The 22,148-nt window shown below is 60.7% G+C and carries 18 protein-coding genes; 5 read left to right on the top strand and 13 right to left on the bottom strand.

The window, feature by feature from the left end:
- From AC1MDC_RS08535 to AC1MDC_RS08545, 3 genes are read left to right on the top strand one after another with little or no spacing between them, the layout of a single operon-like run.
- Positions 1–1,125 carry a methionine ABC transporter ATP-binding protein gene (locus AC1MDC_RS08535; RefSeq protein ID WP_480392830.1) on the top strand — a complete coding sequence of 375 codons (1,125 nt, stop codon included), beginning with the start codon at positions 1–3 and terminating at the stop codon, positions 1,123–1,125.
- A complete protein-coding gene (locus tag AC1MDC_RS08540) occupies positions 1,115–1,759 on the top strand; it encodes a methionine ABC transporter permease (RefSeq protein WP_016772208.1) in 645 nt (214 codons plus the stop codon). Before AC1MDC_RS08535 ends, AC1MDC_RS08540 begins: the two co-directional genes overlap by 11 nt.
- A 48-nt stretch (positions 1,760–1,807) precedes the next feature.
- On the top strand, positions 1,808–2,434 hold the full coding sequence (locus tag AC1MDC_RS08545) for a class I SAM-dependent methyltransferase (RefSeq protein WP_085697986.1): 627 nt from the start codon (positions 1,808–1,810) through the stop codon (positions 2,432–2,434).
- 3 nt (positions 2,435–2,437) lie between these two features.
- On the opposite strand, the gene AC1MDC_RS08550 is transcribed toward AC1MDC_RS08545, so the two are convergent.
- The 4 genes from AC1MDC_RS08550 to AC1MDC_RS08565 form a co-directional block, all read right to left on the bottom strand.
- A complete protein-coding gene (locus AC1MDC_RS08550) occupies positions 2,438–4,690 on the bottom strand; it encodes a glycoside hydrolase (protein WP_480392831.1) in 2,253 nt (750 codons plus the stop codon).
- A 90-nt stretch (positions 4,691–4,780) separates the two neighbouring features.
- On the bottom strand, positions 4,781–7,846 hold the full coding sequence (locus AC1MDC_RS08555) for an efflux RND transporter permease subunit (RefSeq protein WP_085697984.1): 3,066 nt from the start codon (positions 7,844–7,846) through the stop codon (positions 4,781–4,783).
- Positions 7,843–8,907, bottom strand: coding sequence for an efflux RND transporter periplasmic adaptor subunit (locus AC1MDC_RS08560; protein ID WP_480392832.1), 1,065 nt, complete (start codon positions 8,905–8,907; stop codon positions 7,843–7,845). Before AC1MDC_RS08560 ends, AC1MDC_RS08555 begins: the two co-directional genes overlap by 4 nt.
- Complete coding sequence (locus AC1MDC_RS08565; protein WP_480392833.1) at positions 8,904–10,007, bottom strand: efflux RND transporter periplasmic adaptor subunit; 1,104 nt, start codon at positions 10,005–10,007, stop codon at positions 8,904–8,906. The genes AC1MDC_RS08560 and AC1MDC_RS08565 overlap by 4 nt, the downstream gene beginning before the upstream one ends.
- A 144-nt stretch (positions 10,008–10,151) precedes the next feature.
- Between AC1MDC_RS08565 and AC1MDC_RS08570 the strand changes: the two genes are divergently transcribed.
- Positions 10,152–11,312 carry an AAA family ATPase gene (locus tag AC1MDC_RS08570; protein WP_085702755.1) on the top strand — a complete coding sequence of 387 codons (1,161 nt, stop codon included), beginning with the start codon at positions 10,152–10,154 and terminating at the stop codon, positions 11,310–11,312.
- 412 nt (positions 11,313–11,724) lie between these two features.
- Here the strand turns inward: AC1MDC_RS08570 and AC1MDC_RS08575 are convergent, their stop codons facing one another.
- The 9 genes from AC1MDC_RS08575 to AC1MDC_RS08615 all read right to left on the bottom strand — a co-directional run bounded on the left by AC1MDC_RS08575 (position 11,725) and on the right by AC1MDC_RS08615 (position 21,025).
- A complete protein-coding gene (locus AC1MDC_RS08575) occupies positions 11,725–12,522 on the bottom strand; it encodes a MetQ/NlpA family ABC transporter substrate-binding protein (RefSeq protein ID WP_085697980.1) in 798 nt (265 codons plus the stop codon).
- Positions 12,523–12,686: 164 nt separating this feature from the next.
- Positions 12,687–13,619: a sigma 54-interacting transcriptional regulator gene (locus AC1MDC_RS08580; RefSeq protein WP_085697979.1), complete on the bottom strand. Its 933-nt coding sequence runs from the start codon at positions 13,617–13,619 to the stop codon at positions 12,687–12,689.
- 53 nt (positions 13,620–13,672) lie between these two features.
- The gene (locus AC1MDC_RS08585) at positions 13,673–14,254 is read right to left on the bottom strand and encodes an alpha/beta hydrolase (RefSeq protein ID WP_085702757.1); all 582 of its coding nucleotides are present in this window, start codon (positions 14,252–14,254) and stop codon (positions 13,673–13,675) included.
- A gap of 168 nt (positions 14,255–14,422) precedes the next feature.
- Positions 14,423–14,824, bottom strand: a complete 402-nt coding sequence (locus AC1MDC_RS08590) for an ExbD/TolR family protein (RefSeq protein WP_085697977.1) — start codon at positions 14,822–14,824, stop codon at positions 14,423–14,425.
- 1 nt (position 14,825) lies between these two features.
- The gene (locus AC1MDC_RS08595; RefSeq protein ID WP_227234097.1) at positions 14,826–15,551 is read right to left on the bottom strand and encodes a MotA/TolQ/ExbB proton channel family protein; all 726 of its coding nucleotides are present in this window, start codon (positions 15,549–15,551) and stop codon (positions 14,826–14,828) included.
- Between the two features lie 45 nt (positions 15,552–15,596).
- Positions 15,597–16,409, bottom strand: a complete 813-nt coding sequence (locus tag AC1MDC_RS08600) for an energy transducer TonB (protein WP_480392834.1) — start codon at positions 16,407–16,409, stop codon at positions 15,597–15,599.
- A gap of 379 nt (positions 16,410–16,788) precedes the next feature.
- On the bottom strand, positions 16,789–17,115 hold the full coding sequence (locus AC1MDC_RS08605) for a hypothetical protein (RefSeq protein ID WP_007952780.1): 327 nt from the start codon (positions 17,113–17,115) through the stop codon (positions 16,789–16,791).
- Positions 17,116–17,296: 181 nt separating this feature from the next.
- Positions 17,297–18,640 (bottom strand): aryl-sulfate sulfotransferase, encoded by a 1,344-nt coding sequence (locus AC1MDC_RS08610; RefSeq protein ID WP_480392835.1) that lies wholly within the window; start codon positions 18,638–18,640, stop codon positions 17,297–17,299.
- 24 nt (positions 18,641–18,664) lie between these two features.
- Positions 18,665–21,025 carry a TonB-dependent receptor gene (locus AC1MDC_RS08615; RefSeq protein WP_480392836.1) on the bottom strand — a complete coding sequence of 787 codons (2,361 nt, stop codon included), beginning with the start codon at positions 21,023–21,025 and terminating at the stop codon, positions 18,665–18,667.
- Positions 21,026–21,190: 165 nt separating this feature from the next.
- Here AC1MDC_RS08615 and AC1MDC_RS08620 point away from each other — a divergent pair, with 165 nt between their 5' ends.
- On the top strand, positions 21,191–22,135 hold the full coding sequence (locus AC1MDC_RS08620; protein WP_085702763.1) for a LysR family transcriptional regulator: 945 nt from the start codon (positions 21,191–21,193) through the stop codon (positions 22,133–22,135).
- Positions 22,136–22,148: the final 13 nt, after the last annotated feature.

Raw genomic sequence — 22,148 nt, forward strand, 5'->3', positions numbered from 1 at the left:
ATGACGGCAGCCATTCAACGGCGACTGGATCTTCCAGAGTCACCCGCGCTTGCGCAGCGCACCGAACTGCATCCCGAACTGAACCGCGCCCATGTGCGTTTCGTCGGGCTCGGCAAAACCTACGACGGCAAACAAGGCCCGGTCGCGGCCCTGCAAGGCATCGACCTGGCAATCCAGCGCGGTGAAGTGTTCGGCATTATCGGCCGCAGCGGCGCCGGCAAGTCATCGCTGATCCGCACCATCAACCGCCTCGAACAACCGACCTCGGGCCGGGTGCTGATCGATCAGGTGGACATCGGCGAGTACGACGAAGATCGCCTCGTCGCCCTGCGCCGGCGGATCGGCATGATCTTCCAGCACTTCAACCTGATGTCAGCGAAAACGGTGTGGCAGAACGTCGAACTGCCACTGAAAGTCGCCGGCGTTCCGAAGGAGCAACGGGAAAAAAAGGTTCGCGGACTGCTGGAGCTGGTGGGCCTGCAAGCCAAGCACAAGGCGTATCCGGCGCAGTTGTCGGGCGGGCAGAAACAGCGCGTCGGCATCGCTCGCGCGCTGGTGCACGACCCGGACATTCTGCTGTGTGACGAAGCCACTTCGGCGCTGGATCCGGAAACCACCCAGTCGATCCTCGGCCTGCTGCGCGAGATCAACAAACGCCTGGGCCTGACCATTGTGCTGATCACTCACGAAATGGCGGTGATCCGGGAAATCTGCGACCGCGTCGTCGTGCTGGAACATGGCCGCATCGTCGAACAGGGTCCGGTCTGGGAAGTGTTCGGCAACCCGCAGCACGAAGTCAGCCAGACATTGCTCGCGCCACTGCAACATGCCTTGCCCGAAGAGTTGCAGAGCCGTTTGCAGGCGCAACCGTCTTCGTCCGATGCGGCCGTGGTGCTGCGTTTGCAGTTCACCGGCAGCCAGCAGGATGAACCGGATCTGGCCGCGCTGTTCGCCGCCCTCGGTGGTCGGGTGAAATTGCTGCAGGGGGGCGTGGAGCGGATTCAGGGCCATGCACTCGGACAATTGCTGCTGGCAGTCGCGGGATCGAAGCTGAACGCCGAGGAACTGCGTCAGCGTGCGGGCCAGTGGGCACAACGCACGGAGGTGCTGGGTTATGTGGTTTGATCGCTTGCTGCAGGGTTTCATCGACACGTTTCTGATGGTTGGCGTGTCATCGCTGATTGCATTGCTCGCCGGGATTCCCATGGCAGTGATTCTGGTCACCAGCGACAAGGGTGGTATCTACGAAGCGCCGTTGCTTAATCGTGCGTTGGGTGCGTTCGTGAATCTGTTTCGCTCGATTCCGTTCCTGATTCTGATGGTGGCACTGATCCCGTTCACCCGGCTGATCGTCGGCACCACCTACGGTGTCTGGGCGGCCGTTGTGCCGCTGACCATTGCGGCCACGCCGTTTTTTGCGCGGATTGCCGAAGTAAGCCTGCGTGAAGTCGACCACGGCTTGATCGAAGCCGCGCAGGCCATGGGTTGCCGGCGCTGGCACATCGTCTGGCATGTGCTGCTGCCCGAAGCGCTGCCGGGCATCGTCGGCGGGTTCACCATTACGCTGGTGACGATGATCAACTCATCGGCGATGGCCGGAGCGATTGGCGCCGGCGGTCTGGGCGACATCGCCTATCGCTACGGCTATCAGCGCTTCGACAGCCAGATCATGCTGACCGTGATCGTGCTGCTGGTGGCGCTGGTGGCGGTGATTCAACTGGGCGGCGACCGTCTGGCGCGAGGGTTGAACAAGCGCTGAATCCCATGGCGTATAGTCGGCAACATCCATTGCCAGCGCAGCCCGACCATGAAACAGACGCCTATCGATCTGGAACAGATCACCTCCACTACCCTCGGCCACTACAACGCGGTGGCCGAGGATTTTCGTGAAGGCACCCGCGACCATGATGTCAGCCAGAACATCGACGCCCTGCTGCGGCATATTCAGGCTGAAGGGCCGCTTTCCATTCTCGACTTCGGCTGCGGGCCGGGCCGGGACTTGCAGACCTTCACACGAATGGGTCACATCGCCGTCGGCCTCGACGGCGCGGAAAAATTCGCGCAGATGGCTCGAGAGGACAGTGGCTGTGAAGTGTGGTGTCAGGACTTTCTGAAGCTGGATCTGCCGGCAGAACGCTTCGACGGAATCTTCGCCAATGCGGTGCTGTTTCATGTGCCGTTGCAGGAATTGCCACGGGTGTTGAAGCAGTTGCACGGGACACTGAAACCGGGGGGCGTGTTGTTCAGCTCCAATCCTCGCGGGGACAACCGTGAAGGCTGGAACGGGCCGCGTTATGGCTCGTACCACGATCTGGAGGCATGGCGCGGGTTGTTGACCGCTGCCGGATTCGTGGAACTTGAGCATTACTACCGGCCGGCAGGGCTGCCTCGGGAGCAGCAGCCATGGCTGGCGAGTGTCTGGCGCAAAACCTGAAACTCAGGGCCTCGCCTCAACCTGAAACCGGGTCGGCGCACTTGCGGGTGAACGCACCGTAAGGCTCCGCCCGGGCAGCGTCTGCCCCTGTACTTCACGCGCCTGAATATCAAAATTGGCCAGCAAAAGCGTGCCGTCTTCAAAGGAGGTCTGCTGAACCAGCCGGTCCGCGCTCAACCATTCGAAACCGGTGAGCGCCTGGGTCGCCAGACGCTCATGCAAAGGCCGGAAGAACGCATCCTGACGGGCAATCTGCGGCAATCGCTGTGCAAGCGTGTCAGCACTGAGGTGATACAGCGGCGCAACGTTGTAGAGCAACTGTGCGAGTTCGTTGTCCGCCCTTACATTGGTCAGTTTCAGACTATCGAACAGCCAATGGTGGGACGTGATGACCGACCCATGGAACACCGCCTGATACAACGGCAAACGGCTGGCCGGGTCAAAGTGAATACGCCGCAAAGACTCTTTGATCGGCACAGGTTTGAAGAAAACCTCTGGCTGCTCCGGCGGATACCACTTGCCTGCAAAGTACCTGGATTCGGGGTTCTTGCTCATTTCGACGTCACCCCAACCGATCACCGGGGTCTGCATGCCATGGGTGAACAACACGCCTTGCGCGGTCGTTGCGTTGCCATCCTCTGAACCGGTGGGCAGTTTCAACACTTCATTGATCCAGCGTGATGCCCCGATGTTGCCTTCGGCATTCTGGGCCTGGGTCATCGTTGCCCCGGGTCGGTAGCTGTCGAACAGCATGCCGGTGGCATAGGCATCGAGAAACCAGCTGTTGAAACCGGCGGCGTCGCGAATCGCCGCGACCCGCTGTTCAAGCAACGGCCGCACGCAACGGGGATCGGTGTAATGCCCCGATTGCTGGAAGCCGCTTTTCAGCGTTCCGTCGCTCTTTACGACTGCGCATTCAAGATTTGCCTTGTCCCCCAGATGGGCCGTGGTCCAGTCAGGGTTTTCATTGCGGCTCAGCGCCGTTTCATAGGAGTCATACGGTGCGATCAGATAACCCGCCGCCACGCCGGCCTTGATCGCCTCGGGGTGCCACAGGCCACCTTCCCAGCCTTCGCCCAATCCCAACCACAGACGCGACAGACCGGCATTCTGTACTTGCCTGATCGTTTCCAATGACAAGGTGCTGCCCCAGCGCTCGGGCTCGGGGGTCAGCGCTTCACCGAGTGAAGCTGCCACTTGCGCGCGCACATCAGCGTAACCGCTCGCCAGCGCCTGCATGTCCGGCACGGCACGGGCCTGCCAGGTCTTGCGCGCCAGCGCATTCAAGGCGTGGTTGAGACTGCGCAGAAACACTTTTTTCTGATAACCGTTCAACACCGTGCCACTGGCAAGGATCTGCAACGCCTCACGATCCATTCCCGCTTTCAGTTCACGGATCAACGCATCACCCCCGCGCAAGGTGTCGAGCAGCAAGGGCCAACTGCGTACATCCTTGGCGCCCAGCAGGTCGTTGCCCCACAGGTACAGATGACTGGCGCCCAACAGCCGCTTCGCCTCAGGTGTTTTTTCGAATTTGCTGTTCAAGCTTTCATGGCGACCGTTATCGATCAGCCACTGCCGGTAGCGTTTGGCGCCAGCCAACGGGTCGGCCGCCCCGAGAAACAGGGTGAATGTCATTGGTGTGGACGGCTCGAGCGGGGTGAAACGATGCCGGGCGGACAGTGCCAGAGCCTTGCCCTGGTCGCTGAACAGCAGCCGATTGTTGTAGGGATTGGTCATCAGCCAATGCAGGCTGAACCCGTCATGTTCACCCCCCCAGAGCGGCAAGCTCAGATCCTGAGTGGTATTGAATTCCCCCTGACTCAACAGAAAGGCCTGCCATACCGGATCGCCAGGCGGCACATAGTGCCCCTCGGCCAGAGGCCAGATCAGCGCCTTGCCCAGCGCGCTGGCAGGCTGATGGAGAAATTCCAGTTCTGCCGGCTCACGCGCCTTGATCGAGAAGGACAGATCACGTTGATCGAGCGTGGCGCTGAGGGTCCAGGCCCCGTCATCCCATTGCCAGTCGATGCGGTTGTCGCGTCTGCTCAACTGACTGACTTTGTGTGGGGCAATCCCCGCCGATGCCTGCACCGTCTCGCCGCCGGCCGGGGTGACACGGACAGCCAGCGTTGCAGGATCGAGTTGCACGCGCCACAGCGAGTTTTCCAATGACGTGTCGGCCCATGACAGGGATGAAACGCACAATCCGGCAATCAGCAATAGCGCGCGCAGCCAGCGAATAACGGTAGACATCAGACGTCCCTTCTCCCAAAGGATCGGGGACGTTAACTGAATACGCCGACGCTGTAAGTCAGACCCTTCGCAAATATGTAACAAGCCTGCTTAATGGGCCGATGTCGAAGCGTCCTTCTTCGGCTCGCGAATCTTGTACCAGGCCACATACAGCGCCGGCAGAAACAGCAGTGTCAGCAGGGTCGCCACCACAATCCCGCCGATCATCGCGTAGGCCATCGGCCCCCAGAACACTTCCCGGGCGATCGGGATCATGCCCATGCTCGCCGCCGCAGCGGTCAGCAGAATCGGCCGGCGTCGGTGCTCGGTCGCTTCCACCACTGCATCCCAGGGCGAGTAGCCTTTGCGCTCGAATTCGTCGATCTGGGTCACGAGGATCACCGAGTTGCGGATGATGATGCCGATCAACGCCAGAATCCCGAGGATGGCCACGAAGCCCATCGGCGTACCGGTCGGCACCAGCGCCAGCACCACGCCGATCAACCCCAGCGGCGCGACGCTGGCCACCAGGAACAGCTTCTGCACGCTGTGCAGCTGGATCATCAGGAAAGTCGCCATCAGGAACAGCATCAACGGCAACACCTTGGCGATCGGCCCTTGCGCCTTGCCACTTTCCTCGACCGTACCGCCGGTGGCGACCTTGTAGCCCACAGGCAGCTTTTCGGCGAAGGCATCAATGGACGGCTTGAGGATTTTCACCAGATCGGTCGGCTGAATCTCGTCACGCACCGACGCCTTGATGGTGATGGTCGGCAGGCGATCACGACGCCACACCAGCGGCTGCTCCAGCTCATAACGAACCGTGGCGAAGGCCAGCAGTGGAATCGACGTGCCGTTGGGCGTAACGATTTGCAGGTTCTGCAGGGTTTCCGGCGTACCGCGCTCGGAATCCACAGCCCGACCGACCACGTTGATCAGGTAGATATCGTCGTCGACCTGGGTCAGCGGCGCGCCACTGACGATGCCGTTCATCAGGTTCGCCACGTCTTCGGACGACAGGCCGAGCTGGCGCGCCTTGTCCTGGGCGATGTCGATTCGCAGGACTTTGCCTGGCTCGTTCCAGTCGTAAATGATCTCGCCGATGTGCTCGTTCTTGTCCAGTTCAGTCGCCAGGTCGATGGCATGCTTGCGCACCTGATCAATGTCCTTGCCGCTGATCCGGTACTGGATCGGACGTCCCACCGGCGGGCCCATTTCCAGCGCCTGCACGTAACTGCCGATGCCGACGAAATCCTTGTGCAGACGTTCGCGCAGGCGCTTGCTCAGCGCCTCGCGGGCTTCGAAGTCTTTGCTGACGATCACCAGTTGCGCGTAGTACGGGTTCTGCAATTGCTGGTCGAGCGGCAGGTAGAAACGAATCGCACCCTGGCCGATGTAGGTGCTCCAGCGCACGATGTCCGCATCGCCCTTGAGCGTGGCCTCGAGTTTGTCGACGGCCTTGCGGGTTTCGTCGATCGAGGCGTTTTGCGGCAGGTTGAGGTCGACCAGGATTTCCGGCCGGTCCGAGGACGGGAAAAACTGATTCTGCACAAACCGCATGCAGAACACCGCCAGCACAAACAACAGCACGGTGATGCCGATGGCCCACCAGCGATTGCGCATGCACCACAGCAAACCGCCATTGAATGCGCGGCCGACGCGTCCCGGTTCGGCTTCATGGGGTTTCACGTTGGTGCTGAGAATGTGCACGCCGATCACCGGGGCGAAGAACACCGCCACGATCCAGGACACGATCATCGCCACGGCAATCACCGCGAACAGCGTGAAGGTGTACTCGCCGGCCGAGCTGGCGTTGAGACCGATGGGGACGAAACCGGCGACCGTCACCAGCGTACCGGTGAGCATCGGGAACGCGGTCGAGGTGTAGGCGAATGTCGCGGCCTCTTCCTTGCTCTCGCCCATTTCCAGGCGCGTGACCATCATTTCCACGGTGATCATCGCGTCGTCCACCAACAAGCCGAGGGCAATGATCAGAGCACCGAGGGAAATCCGCTGCATGGTGATGCCGCTGTATTCCATGAACACAAACACCATCGCCAGCACCAGCGGAATCGAGCACGCCACCACCAGCCCGGCGCGCACCCCGAGGCTGATGAAGCTGACCACCAGCACGATCACCACCGCTTCGAACAGCGCGCTGGTGAAGCCGCCGACGGCTTCCTCTACCACCACCGCCTGATCGGACACCGTGTGCACACCCACGCCCACCGGCAGATCCGCCGTCACCTCATCAATGCGTTTGTGCAGGGCCTTGCCGAACTCCTGAACGTTGCCGCCCTTCTGCATGGCAATCGCCAGACCGATCGCCGGCTTGCCGTCGAAGCGGAACTCGGGGGTGGCCGGGTCGACGTAACCACGGGTGATTTCGGCGATATCGGCCAGGCGATAGAAGCGGTCGTTGAGTTTGAGATTGACCTCGGCCAGATCTTTCTCCGAAGCGAACTGCCCGGACGTTCTCACCGAAATCCGCTCGGGGCCCGCCTCGATCACACCGGCGGGAGTCACCGCGTTCTGCGATTGCAGGCTCTGCACGACTTGTCGTTGATCGATGCCCAGCGCCGCCAGTTTGCGGGTCGAGAAGTTCAGGTAAATCACTTCATCCTGCTGGCCGATCATCTCGATCTTGCCCAGCCCCGGCACGCTGCGGATCTCGGCCCGCGCCTGTTCCACGTAATCGCGTAACTGGCGCATGGTCAGGCCGTCGGCGGTGAAGGCGTACACCGAACCGAACACGTCACCGAATTCGTCGTTGAATCCCGGCCCTTGAATGCCTTGAGGAAACTGCCCGCGAATATCGTCGATCTTCTTGCGCACCTGGTACCAGATTTGCGGTATGTCCTTGGCACTGGTGGTGTCGCGCAGGTACACGTAGACCGTCGATTCGCCGGGGCGCGTGTAGCTTTTCACGTAGTCGAGGGAATCGAGTTCCTCGAGTTTTTTCTCGATGCGGTCGGTGACCTGCTTGAGGGTTTCCTCTTGAGTCGCACCTGGCCATCTGGTCTGGATCACCATGGTCTTGATGGTGAACGAAGGGTCTTCCTCGCGCCCCAGATTGAAGTAGGAAAACACCCCCATGAGCAATGCCACGAACATCAGATACCAGACGAAAGACTGATGCTTGAGGGCCCATTCGGAGAGATTGAAAGAGCCTTTCATTGACTGTCCTCGTCAAGTTTCACGGATTGTCCGGGTTTGAGGCTGTTGACGCCGGCGCTGACCACGCGCTCGCCGTTCTTCACGCCCCCCGCGAGCACCACGCTGCTGTCGGTGCGGCTGATCACGCTGACGTCGCGCGGGTTGACGGTTTTGTTCTGGGTGTCGATGACCCAGATTCGCGGTTTGCCGTCGACCTCCTGCAACGCCGTGGCTGGTAATTCGATACGCGGTTTGATCGCCGAGCTGAGGGTGACGCTGATCGCCGTGCCGAGGCGGAAGCCGTCGGGTGTATTGGCCAGGGTCAGCCGTGCGCGTCGGGTGCGCGTCGCACTTTGTGCCTGCGGTTCGATCTCGCGCAGGGTTGCCGTGGTGTTGATACTCGGGTCGAGTTGCCCGGCCACCAGAAACACCACGTCGGGCGGGATCTCATCGACCAGGGTGTCGGGCAGATCGATCACGGCTTCCTTGATGTCCGGTTGCGCCAGGGTCACCACCTGTTGGCCCGCCGTCACCACTTGCCCGGCCTCCGCATTCCACGCGGTCACCACGGCTTTGTGATCCGAACGCAACTCGGTGTAGTCGAGTTGATCCTTGCTTTGTTTGACTGCCGCCCGCGCCTGATCCAGCGAAGCCTGGGTGGTTTTCAGGTCAGTCATGGCAATGTCCAGCTGCGCCTGCGCGCCCACGCCCCGGTCGAACAGCGCTTGCTGACGGCGGGCGTTGGCCTGAGCGTTGATCAGCTGTGCCTGAACCCTGGCCAGGTCGCCCTGGGCCGAACGCAACTGGTTCTGCTGATCGGACGGATCGAGGGTGGCGAGCAGCGTGCCCTTTTGCACCTCGGTGCCGACATCGACGTTGCGGCTGGCAATGCGCCCGCCGACGCGAAAACCGGTGTTGCTTTCATAGCGCGCCTGAATGCTGCCGGCGAAACGCCCGAGGTTTTCCTCGTTCATCGCCTCGACCTTGACCGACAACACCGGCCGTACCGGCTCCGGCGGTGGCTCGCTTTTCGAACAGGCGGCCAGCAACACGCCAATGGATATCAGCCCCAGACGCTTCATGGCTGCGCTCCCGGTTGCAGGCCCTTGTAGGTGTTTTCGGCAATTTCGACCTTCATGCCCGGATGCAGCAATTGCCCACCCGCGACAATGACTTTTTCCCCGCCCTTGAGACCTTCGCTGATGATGACCTTGCCGATCAGGTAGCGGCCGACGGTGACGTTGTGGAGCTGCGCTTCACCGTTATCGTCGACCATCCACACCGCTGGATCGCTGACGTTCTTGGTCAGCGCCGACCACGGCAATTCAACGGCCGACTTGCCAGTGCCCTTGGCCGTGGCGCTCACCACCGAGCCCAGTTGCATCCCCTGCGGCAGGCTGTCGAGGCTGACCTTGACCTGCACCGTGCCAGACTGCGCGGACACCGCCGGGGTGATTTCGCGCACGGTACCGGTGGTCTTGATGGCGGGGTTGTCGAGCAGGCTCACGATGATCGAACGTTCCGCCGGCCGCTCGGCCAGCAGGGACTCGTACACGTTGAACACGGCGTCGCGGTCGCCGTCCCGGGCCAGGCTGAAAATCGGCGCTGTGGCCTGAACCACCTGGCCGACTTCGGCCTGACGCTCGGTGATGACGCCGGGCGCATCGGCGATCAGCGAGGTGTAGCTCAATTGATCCCTGGCGTTGGCTAACTGCGCCTGGGCCGCGCTCAGGGCACTCTGGCTGCTGCGCAATGCGGCCTGCGCGGAATCGTATTCGCTCTGGCTGGTGTAGCCCTTGGGCAAGAGTTTCTGTTGGCGGACGAACGCGGCGGCGCTCTGTTTGACCCGCGCCTGCTCGGCCAGCACCTGGGCCTGGGCGGAATCGACGTTGGTCTGCAAATCCTTCGGATCGAGTTTGGCCAGCACTTGTCTGGCCGAGACGCGGTCACCGACATCGACCATGCGCTGAATGATCTTGCCGCCGACGCGGAACGACAGTTCGGTCTGCACCCGCGCCTGAACATCGCCGGTGAGGGTCACGGCGGCGGCGTAATTGACGGGGCTCACTTCCTGGACGAAGACCCGGGGCAGGTACTCTTCGGGCGCCTTTTTCTCGCCGCATGCGCTCAACAAAGCGAAAAGACTCAGCATGACCGCTGTTTTCAATCCGGGACTCGCCATGCAGACTCCTTCCTGTGTACGAACGTGCAAGTGACGATACGACTGTGAGCTTAGAACAGGGTTCAACCTTCGTCCGCGCGATACAGGCATTTCTGTGCAGCGAGTATCCTGACCCGGATTTCGGGGCACCCAAGAAGGATTTTCATGCTCAAGACCCTCGCGGTAGCCAATTACCGCTCGATCAATAAATTGGTGATTCCGCTGGGCCGTCTGAACCTGATCACCGGCCCCAACGGCAGCGGCAAGTCCAACCTGTACCGGGCGCTGCGGCTGCTGGCGGAAACTGCTCAGGGCGGCGTGGTCAATGCGCTGGCCCGCGAGGGTGGGCTGGATTCGACCTTCTGGGCCGGACCGGAAACCATCACCCGGCGCATGCGCAACGGCGAGGTGCCGATCCAGTCCACCGTGCGCCGGGGCGTCAAACGCCTGCGCCTGGGCTTTGCCGGGGAGGACTTCAGCTATTCGATCGCCTTGGGATTGCCGGAGCCGAGTCTTTCGTTCTTCTCCCTCGACCCGGAAATCAAAAAGGAATGCATCTGGGCCGGCCCGCTGTATCGTCCGGCGAGTTTGCTGGTGGATCGCGACGGGCGGATGATCCGTGTCCGTGACGGCCGCAACTGGGACGTGCTGGCCCAGCACACACCGAACTTCGACAGCCTGTTCGATCAGGTCGGCAGCCTGCGCAGCTCGCCGGAAGTGTTCCAGATGCGCGAGTTCATCCGCCGCTGGCGCTTCTACGATCACTTTCGCAGCGACGCCGACGCCCCGGTGCGCCAGCCGCAACTGGGCACCCGCACGCCGGTGCTGCATCACGACGGGCGAGATCTGGCAGCCGCTTTGCAGACGATCCGCGAGATTGGCGATCCCGACGCGTTGCAGGCCGCGATCAGTGATGCGTTTCCCGGCGCACGGCTGAATATTGCACCGCTGGCGGGCGGCCGCTTTGCCATCGAGTTTTTTCAGGAGGGTTTGTTGCGACCGTTGTCGGCGGCGGAACTGTCGGATGGCACGTTGCGTTATCTGCTGCTGGTCGCCGCGCTGCTGACCCCACGCCCGCCGTCGCTGATGGTGCTGAACGAACCGGAAACCAGCCTGCATCCGGACCTGCTGCCGGCGCTGGCGCGCTTGATTATCCGCGTGTCGGAGCAGTGTCAGGTGTGGGTGGTATCCCATGCCCGGCGGTTGATTTCGGCGTTGCAGCAAGACCCGGAATGCAATTGCATCGTGCTGGAAAAAAACCTCGGCCAGACCGGGATCGTCGGGCAGAGGGTTCTGGATGAGCCGGCGTGGAATTGGCCTGATTAGCCCTGCCAGCCAAGAGCCGGTCATCGGAACACCGCCCGCCTGACCATCTCCCAGTCAGCGCTTCGACGTCGGAGAACTTCTCCAGGAACTGCTGCACGGGATTTGCCCCGACAGAATAAGAAAGCTATTTTTCCTTCCGCTGTAGGACGGATCTTTTTTTCATGAAGGCCCTCCAAGGACGAACAGCTTTTGGCCAGACTCCCCCGGCCAAACCATAACAAGGAAGAGAACATGGACGTAAAAGTGCCGCAGCGACCGGACCCGCAGGACTTCGTGAAATGGCTGGTGGCTTTGCGCAGGGCGCTGAAAACCAGCGCTGCCTGAGTGACCCACGCCCCAAACAAAACGCCGATGACCATCGCTGGTCATCGGCGTTTTTTTCAGCCTTTAAGAGGGTTGCTGTTGCGTCGGATCAGAACGCCGGCAGTACCGCGCCGTCGTACTTCTTCTCGATGAATGCTTTGACTTCAGGACTGGTCAGGGCAGCGGCCAGTTTCTTGATGGCATCGCTGTTCTTGTTGTCCTCACGGGCGACCAGGAAGTTCACGTAAGGCGAATCCGCGCCTTCGATCACCAGGGCGTCCTTGGTCGGGTTCAGCTTGGCTTCCAGCGCATAGTTGGTGTTGATCATGTCCAGATCGACTTCTTTCAGAACACGCGGCAGCAGGGCCGACTCCAGTTCCTTGAACTTGAAGTTGTGCGGGTTCTTGGCGATGTCTTTTGGCGTGGCCAGGGCGTTCTTCGGATCTTTCAGCTCGATCAGGCCGGCCTTCTGCAGCAGGATCAGTGCGCGACCGCTGTTGCTGCCTTCGTTCGGAATGGCGATGGTGGCGCCGTCAGGCAATTCGGCCAGGGTCTTGTACTTGCTCGAGTAACCACCGAACGGTTCAACGTGAACGCCTTGCACGGTTACCAGGTACTTGGCCTTGTCGTCCTTGTATTTGCCCTGGTTGAAGCTGTTCAGGTACGGCAGAGTCTGGAAGTAGTTGGCGTCCAGACGCTTCTCGCCCACTTGTACGTTCGGCTGAACGTAGTCGGTGAAGACTTTGATTTCCAGATCCACGCCTTCTTTGGCGAGGGTCGGTTTGATCAGTTCGAGGATCTCGGCGTGCGGCACTGGCGTCGCGGCCACCACCAGTTTCTCGCCGGCCTGGGCCAGGGAAGCAGTCAGAGCAGCCGCCAATGCGGTAAACAACAGAACCTTTTTCATGCAGTGTCCTTATCGAAAATCGGTCGTCATCGACGACGGCATTAATACGTGTGCCAGCGATGTGCTACTGCTGGCGTGAAGCGGACAATACCGGGATTTTTTATTCCAGGACAATAACGTTTATTCAGCTTCATATTCCATTTTGTTCATGTTGAACAAAATGGTTACAACGCCTCGCTCAGACTCAACAGCAATTCTTTCAATGCCTTACGTTCGTCGGCGGTGCCATTGAGGCTGATGCTCGCCGCCTGACGCTCGATCTGAACCAGCGGCCCAGACACTTCGGGCAGGTTCAGGTGCTCCGGCAGGATTTCGTCGCCGGTGCTCACCAGCAGCGCAAAATGAATGACATTTTCCAGCTCCCGAGTGTTGCCCGGCCAACTGTGTTGTTCCAGCACCTGCTGCGCCGCTTCGCTGATCAGCGGCACTGGCAGATCGAGGCGCTGGCTGTAGATGCCGAGGAAGTACTCGGCCAGCGACAGAATGTCGCCGACCCGCGCGCGCAGTGCCGGCAGTTCCAGTTGCCCTTCGCTGAGATAGTGATAAAGCCGCTCGTGGAATTTCCCCGCCGCCACCGCTTGCGCCAGATCGATGCTGGTCGCCGCCACCAGACGTACGTCCACAGGGCTCGGTTGATGAGCACCGACGCGGGTGACTTCGTGATTTTCCAGGGCGGCAAGCAACTTGATCTGGATCGGCAGTGGAAGGTCGCCGATTTCGTCCAGGTACAATGTGCCGCCGTTGGCCGAGCCGAACCAGCCAGCGCGGCTGCTGGCCGAACCGCTGTAACTGCCGGCGGCGTAGCCGAACAATTCGGCATCGGCGTAGGTCGGGCTGATCGCACCGCAATTGACCGAGACAAACAGCCCGCTGCGATCACTGGCACGGTGGATGTGGCGGGCGAGCAATTCCTTGCCGGTGCCGGTCTCACCGCGAATCAACACCGAGATCGAGCGCGGTGCGAGTTGGGCCATTTCCTCGCGCAACTGGCGTGAGCGCGGATCGACGAACACCAGCGCCTTGGCGCGAATGCTCAGGGGACTTTTTTCCGCATCGGGAAAGGTCAGCAACGGCTGACCGAAGGTTTCAAAATTCATGGCAGACTCCCGCCCCAAATCGCCGGGAGACGGGGGCGTTGAAAAAAAATGGGTCAGGCACGGCGCCGGGCGTGGTGTTCCATGCGGTTTTGCAGGCGATACAGATAAGCGAATCCCTGCTCCCAGCGTTGATGCCCGGACTTCACGTTGATATGGCCGGCGCCTGCGAGAATCCCCGCCTCGGCGCCCCAGTTGCGCGCCAGTTCCAGCGCACGCGGCGCGCTGACGGCGGCGTCGTTGTCGGAGCTGACGACCTGGCTCGGGAACGGCAACAGATCGGTCGGAATCGGTGCGAAATTGCGCAGTGCCGGCGCGCAAGCCGGGCGTTCGACATCCGCCGGAGCGACCAGCAGCGCGCCGCGCACCTGACGCAGGTGATGCAGCGGCGCGGTGGCCGCCCAGTGCGCCACGGTGATGCAGCCCAGGCTGTGCGCGATGAGAATCACCGGCGAGCTGTCGGCGGCAATCGCCTCGGCCAGCGCCGCGACCCAGTCTTCACGACGCGGCGTCAGCCAGTCGGCCTGCTCCACCCGCGCGCTGTTCGGCAGGCTGTTTTGCCAGTGGGTTTGCCAATGATCTTCTGGCGATCCTTGCCAGCCCGGCACAATCAGATAGCGGATTGATTCGTTGCGCATGGGGGAGCTCTCCTGCGTCGTGTCTGTTCCTGAACGAGTATAGGGACGGGATTTATATTCGTTAAGGAATAAGAAGCTATTTATTAAGACCCTAAACGAATATCAAGCAACGAACAAAAAAGGGGCCGCACCCTGCCAAGGAGACGGCCCCGGAAAAACGTCAAACCCTTATCGTGCAGTGATCACCGACAGCCTGGTGATGCCCGCCCGCTCAATCGAAGCCATGGCTCGCGCCACTTCGCCGTAATTCACCCCGTTGTCGGCCTGCAATTGCACGCGCACTTCCGGGTCCTTGGCCTTGGCCGATTTGAGGTTGAACTCCAGCAAATCCGGCTGGATTTCGTCCTTGTTGATAAACAGTTTTCCCGTACCGTCGATGCTCACCACCAACGGGTCTTTCTGCTCGACCGGTGCCACCGCTTCGGTTTTCGGCAGGTTGATCGGTATCGCGTTGGTCAGCAGCGGCGCGGTGACGATGAACACCACCAGCAGCACCAGCATCACGTCCACCAGCGGCGTCACGTTGATCTCGCTCAGCACCTCGTCGCTGTCTTGCGTGGAGAAGGCCATATCAGGACGCCTCCTTCACTTTTGTCGCGTTGCCCTGGACCGCAGCCTTGTGCGCGGTCGGGTGGATCAGCACACGGAACGAGCTCTTTTGCGCCAGGCTGTAGAAGTCGTGGGCAAAGTCATCCAGGTCCGCCGCCGTCAGTTTCAGACGACGCAAAAAGTAGTTGTAAACCAGCACCGCCGGCACCGCGACCGCGATCCCCACACCGGTGGCGACCAGCGCTGCACCGATGGGACCGGCGACCGTTTCCAGGCTCGCCGAGCCCGCCGCGCTGATACCTTTCAACGCTTCCATGATTCCCCACACCGTGCCGAACAGACCAATGAACGGCGAGGTGCTGCCAATACTCGCGACCACCGCCAGACCGGTTTCCAGCGAACGGCGCTCGCGGACAATCTGCTGGCGCAAGGCACGTTCGAGACGATCCTGATGGTTGATCGCCTGGCTCAGGTCATTGGCCTGCGGGGCCTCGCCCACCTGAATCGCCGCATAACCGGCCTGTGCCACCCGCGCTGCAGCGCCGGGCTGGGTTTCGCTCAACTCGGCGGCGGAGTCCAGACTCGACGCCGCCCAGAAGCGCTTGTGAAATTTGCGGTCCTGCGCCTTCAACCGGCCGAACTGCAAAGCCTTGAGCAATGCCAGGCCCCAGGTTGCGACAGAGAAGACCACCAGCAGCCAGATCACCGCGCTTTCGATGGATTCCAGTGGAGATGCCAGTAACGTCATGATGAGTTCCCTCGTGTAAACATTTCGCGCGAATTTGGTTTCGGTTTAGTGAATCTTGAAATCGATGGGTACGCTGACCCAGCCGTCTTGGGCGACATCACCCTGCTTGGCCGGCACGAAGCTCCAGCGCTTCACGGCGTCCAGCGCCGCGTCGTCGAGCTGTTGCCGACCACTGCTTTTCTGAATCTGGATTTCTCCCGGTTTGCCGCTGGCCAGCACATGAACCCGCAGCAACACCGTGCCTTCCCAACCGCGACGCTGGGCCAGCGACGGATATTCCGGCGCCGGGTTCTTCAGGTACGTGGCGTTGGCCGAGGCCGGCGTCACCGGAGCAGGCGCCGGTGGTGCAGGTGGCGCTGGCGCAGCGACCGGGGCTGCCGGTTGTGGCGGAGCCGGTGTTTGCTCGACCGCTTTTGGCGCTGGTTTCGGTACGGGTTTGGCGACCGGTTTCGGTTTGAGAATCGGCTTCGGTTTCGGTGGTGGCTTGGTCGCCAGTTCGTCTTCCACCGGCGGCGGAGGCTCGACCACAGGTACCGGTGGCGGCGGCACAACCACAGGCGCCGCCGGGGGTGCCGGACGCGAAAACTCGATGGTCATCGGTGGAATTTCCGGCGGCACGATCGGCAGCGCCGGCGTCGGATGCTGGTTGATCCAGTAGATCACCGCGCCGTGCACTACCAGCGCCAGAACGCCGAGCAGAATCGTTTCGCGGCGGCTCAGGATGCCCTTGGGCGCGCGCTGCAGACGCAGCTGCCCCAACGGCACACGATGAGGCCGGCCGAGATCGACCAACTCGCCGCTCGGCGCCTGGCGCCACAGCACCTCCTGTGCACTGGCGGCGGTCTGGACATTGCCCATTGATTGACTCCCTGCGGTCTCTTTGCGTTTTTTCGCTTAACCAATCCGCCGCTTGTTGAATCCCCCACGGCGTGATCGATGGATCAATCATTGGGCCAGCCGCTTATCTCCGAAAGTAATCTTTCATCTTATGGATAGACGCATATGGAATATAAGAAACAGTCATTTCCGCCAAAGCCCCGACCAGCAAGGCTTCCAGCGATTCGCCAAAATCGGCATGCTTTCCCGACATAAAAAGTATTCATCCAAGGCATCAGGTTATCGATGACCCGGGATTCAGTGACAACTAATACCAAGGTGATAGTTGACCAATTTTTTAAAAGGCAAATAAAAAGGCCGATGCATGATTAATGCATCGGCCTTCGCTTTACAGAATTTATTACTGCTTGACAAACTCCCCGGCCAGACCGACTACATCACCGTCAAAGTTGGTGCGAGAGCCCACCGCACGCACTTTCGAGTAGTTATGATCCGGCGAGAACAGGGTCCAGGACTGATAGCCAGTGCCGTCATTCAGTGCCGCGAAAGTAATGATCGTAGGCTGCCCGGTGCTGTTCTGGAAGTGGTAGTGACCGTACGCGATGTCGTAGTTCACGCCGTTCTGGCTGAACTTGCCGCTGAAGGTGCCGTTGGAGTCGTTGCCATCGGTGATCGTCAGTTTGGCGCCAGCGTTAGCGTTTACATAGTTTCCATTAATGCTCGACATAACGAGATTTCCTTTATCGTTGGATAAGTGTCTTCCGATGAGAGCAAGTTTCCTCCTGGAAACTCACGACACTCAGGATGGTTGGACATTCATTTATTGTCCACGCGACTTTTCAACGAAATTGCTATATGCACTATTCAAGTCATTCATAACTTATTTCGATTGTGAACAGTCGTGATAACTAACGACTGGCATTGGTTTGTTGCACACCAATGGCCGGCGCAATCACTGCCGTCTCCGAACGCGGCGTTTCCGCAGGAACCCAGTCATAACTCACAGGAAGGGCCCGATAGACCCAATTGCTGATCGCGTCACTGCCCGGTGCCTTGCCCAAATAAGGGCTGACGTATTCCCAGACGTTTTCGCCATTGGCCGTGACCTGGAAAAATCGCCCGTTCATGCCCTCATCAATCAACGTGTTGCCGTTGGGCAAGCGCCGCGCGCTGCTGATGAACGAGCTGTAGAACGCCCACCCCGGCTGCTTCGAATTGGCGGCGCTGTACTGCCAGACGATTTCGTTTTTCACCGGGTCGATTTCCAGCACCCGCGAACCGGAAATCAGCCCCAGCGTGACGTTCGGGTAACCCGCCGAACCCTGGTTGTCGAACACCAGCAGATTGCCCGCGCCGGGCAACCCCGCCGGGATGATGTGCGCGTCATGCTGACCTACAAACTGGTCTACCGGACGCGGAATCTGCTGCGCGGTTTTCGGATTGGCCAACGGCAGGTTCAGCCCCAGGCGCCACACCACTTTGCCGCTGTGTTTGTCGATGATCGCGATGAAATTGGCGTTGCGCGAATCGAGCAGCAGGTTGTCCGGGTTGAAGCGCTTGTCGCCGGCATCGAACCACTTGTTCGGCCCGACCAGGCTGAGGTTGTTGATGTGCAGGTAATCCGGATTTTCGCTGGCACGTACCAGCTTCAATTGTTCGGCGGTGAAGCCGAACTCGTTCAAGTGATCCGACGCCAGCCACTGCCATTTCACCTCGCCCGCGGGGCTGACCTCGTAGATCGCATCGTCGATCACCTCGGGCACCTTGAAGCCTTTGACCTTGTGCACCTTGTTCGCCAGCACCACGGTGTTGCCGTTGCTCAGGCGACGCTGATCGTGATGCTGTTGCGCAGCACCACCGGGTGCCTGGTCGCCCCACTGCCAGACGACTTTGCCGTTCCAGTCCAGCTCGCCGATGCTCTGATTGCCGAGGCCGTTGCCGGCAGAGCCCAACTTGCCGGGATCCTTTTCGCTCAGCTGCAGCAACACATGGCCGCGCTCTCCACCGACCAGTTTCGGGTCGATGATTGCCGAGGGAAAACCTGATTGCGGCCAGCTCTTCACCTCATTGCCGTTCATGTCGATCAGGTGCGTCTGCTTGTCGGCACCGCTGAAGATCACATATTGATTGAAGGCCTTGGCCGGGTCGTAACGGGTAACGCCGGTGGGGTAGACGCTGGGCGCGGCGAGCGCCCCGGCACTGAGCACTGCGCCGGACAACAACACCGGTAAAGCGGTTGTGATGGGCAACATGATTGCGGCTCCTTGAAGGATCGATCAGAAGTCGTAGCGACCGGTGACGCCGAGGGTGCGCGGCGTACCGAGCAGGCCTTCATAGCCGCCGTTGCCGCCAGTCCACAGGGTCGTGTAGTAGGTTTTGTCGAAGGCGTTTTTCAGCCACAGCGAGACATCCCACTGGCCCTGATTGAAGTCGCCGCGCAAGCCGGTGGAGAGGTTGACCACCGCGTAGCTCGGGATCTGGCCGTAGTCGGAATCCTCGACCGTGCCCACCGCTTTGGAGCGGAATGCGTAGCTGCCGGTGACGTAAGGTTGCAGGCCGTTATCCAGATTCCATTCGTACTTGCCGTTGGCGTTGCCGATCCATTTCGAAGCGCCGACCACCTGATGACCGCTGAGGTCGCAAGAGGCCGGAGCACCCGGGGCCTGGCTGACTTCCGGCGGGCACGGCGCGTCCTTGTACGAGAGATAACTGACGTCGTTGTACGAGCCGTTGAAGTTCAGCGTCAGGCCGCGCACGGGGATCACGGTGCTGTCGAACTCCACCCCGCGCGAGCGCACTGAGCCGGCGTTGGTCAGGTATTGCACCCGGTTGACGTCGTCATAGGCGTTGGTCTGGTAAGCGTTGACCTGAGTCCAGAACACGTTGGCGTTGAGCTGCAAACGCCGATCCCACAGCGTGCTCTTGAAGCCGAGTTCGGCGTTGTTGGCGCGCTCGGTGCCGATCAGCAGCGAGTCGGCGCCAGCGGTAGGAGCCGAGCCGACCACGAGGTTGACCCCACCGGATTTCTCGCCGTGGGACAGCGTGGCGTAGCCGAGCAGATCATCGGTGAAGCGATAGCTGAGGTTGAGCAATCCGGACGGGCTGGAGCTGTACTGGTTCAGGTCGCCGGAATCGTAGGCGCCGGTGCGGCCGCGTCGCGCATTGGCTGCGGCGCCGGTGACCGCTGCGCCACCCACCGGCGCATCACGATTGACCCAGGCGTTCTTCTCTTCATAAGTGCCACGCACCCCGGCGGTGAAATCCAGACGCGGGGTCAGGTGCCAGGTGCCTTGGGCGAACAGCGCGAAGCTGTCGGTCTTGATATGGCCACGGCCGACGCTGTTGACGTTGGCCAGTGCGCCCCGTGGCGTGCCGTTCCAGATGTCCGCCTGTGGGCCGTAATAGGCGAAGGATTTGTTGTCCAGGTCCGAGCCGAAATAGTAGGCACCGAGGACGTAATCGAAGAACTCGCCCTTGGGCGATGCCAGGCGAAATTCCTGGGAATACTGTTTGTCCTCCACCGACACCCCGGCGTTGTAAGTCGCCGCCACGTTGAGGCCATCATCGTTGCGCGGGGTGAAATTCCAGAAGCGGTAGGAGCTGACCGAGGTCAGGGTGAAGTCGCTCGGCAGCGTCCAGTTGGCCTCCACCGACGTGCCGCCCTGATGCACGGTGACGTGTTGGTCGTTGTCCAGATTGACTTTGCGGTGCGAGCCGTTGACCAGTGTCGCGCCAGCAGCGGCGGCTCGGGTCGAGTAGAGATTGACGCCATTGATGGTCGGCCCGGTGTTGAACAGCACGCGGGTGCCGGCGCTGGAATCCTCTTCGTTGTAGTCACCGATCCAGCGCAGATTGAAGTCTTCGTTGGGCTTGAACAGCAACTGCGCCCGGAAACCGTCGCGGGAACCACCGTTCAGATCATGGCCGTTGAATTCGTTCTTGATGTCGCCGTCGCTGCGAGTGCGATAGGCAGATATGCGTCCGGCCAACTGATCGTTGAGCGGCCCGGACAGCGTGCCCTTGGTCTGGAAGTAACCGTCCTCGCCGAACGAGGTTTCGATGCTGCGCTCCGGGGTGAAACTCGGCGCACGAGTGCTGATGTTGATCACCCCGGCGGTAGTGTTCTTGCCGAACAACGTCCCTTGCGGCCCGCGCAGGACTTCGAGTTGTTCGATGTCCATCAGGTCGAACACCGCCATCCCCGGGCGACCCAGATAAACGTTGTCGATGTACAGCCCGACGCTGCCTTCCAGACCATCGCTGGCCGGGTTGTTGCCCAGGCCCCGGATCGACACGCTGGACTGGCGTGCATGCATGTAGGCGACGTTGACGCTGGGTACCAGCTGCTGCAGATCCTGAATCCGGTAGACCCTTTGCGTCTCTAGCGTCTGGCCGCTGACCACGCTCATTGGCGTCGGCACATCCTGAGAACTTTCTTCGCGACGGCGGGTGGTGACGGTCACGGTTTCCAGTTGCGAAGTGGCGCTCGTGGTCTTGTCTGCCGGTGCCGGCGCAGGGGTTTGCGCTTCAGCGGCGTAGCCGTGGCTCCAAATGGCACTCCCCGCCAGCAACAGGGCCAGAGGCAGATGTTTGAGCCGTCGTGGCGGCGGCGGTGAAGCGATATTCAGCGGACTCATGGGGCTGCTCCTGGTCAAAAAACACGCAGACATCAACCGCACTGCATATTCTTCTAAGTTATTTATTTATGTTTTTACAAAGATTTACTGCATAAGAGATTGCCTTTATAAGGAGTCGACCTAATGCATATCCAATGCATTTCCCGGATATTTTTTATGTGAAAAATGCATATCGACTTGCGCCAACTCAGACACTTCATCGCCCTTGCCGAACAACGCAGCTTTGTCGCCGGCGCGCAGGCGGTGAACCTGTCGCAGTCGGCGTTCAGTCGCAGCATTCAGGCGCTGGAGCACAGCGTCGGTTGCCAATTGGTGGATCGCGGGCGCAAGGAATTGCCGCCGACCAAACAGGGCCAGGTGCTGCTTGAACACGCGCGGCGACTGGTCAGCGGTGCGCAGCAGATGGCCAACGAGATCAGCCAGTTCAACGGGCTGGAGGCGGGGGAATTACGCTTCGGTTGCGGCCCGGCGCCGGCGGCAGGATTGATCCCGCGAGCGATCGGCAGCTTCATCGGCCGCTACCCGAAAGCGCGGGTGCACTACCAGGTCGATGACTGGCAGAGCCTGAGCAAAAGACTGCTGAGCGAGGAGTTCGAATTCTTCGTCGCCGACACTCGGCACTTCGAGGCGGACCCGGATTATCTGACCCACCGCTTGCGGCCACGCAAATGGCATTTCTGCTGCCGCGCCGGGCATCCGCTGGGCGCTTTCGAGCAAGTCACGGCAGAGCAATTGATGAGTTATCCACTGGCCGTGAGCATTCGTCCGCCGAACCTGCGCAAGGTCATTGTCGACCTCAGTGGCCGCCCGGATTTTGTCCCGAACGTGGAGTGTGAAAACAGCGCCAGCCTGCTCGGCGTGGTGCTGCGCTCCGATGCAATCGGCATCGTCGGTGCCTATTCGGATGCGCTGCATCAGGCTCGTGGCGAGTTGGTGTGTTTGAAGGTCAAGGGGTTGGCGGATGATCTGGATGAGCTTTACACCCGTTACGGAATTGTCAGCCGCGCCGGGTATCGCCTGTCGCCGTTGGCCGAGGCGATGATCGAGCAGATCAAGGCAATCGATGCGGTGGAAGAGGAGGTCTGCTCGCTGGCAAATCTGGCCGTTTGAATTTCAACTTTCA

The sequence above is a fragment of the Pseudomonas sp. 1 genome (assembly GCF_056626735.1).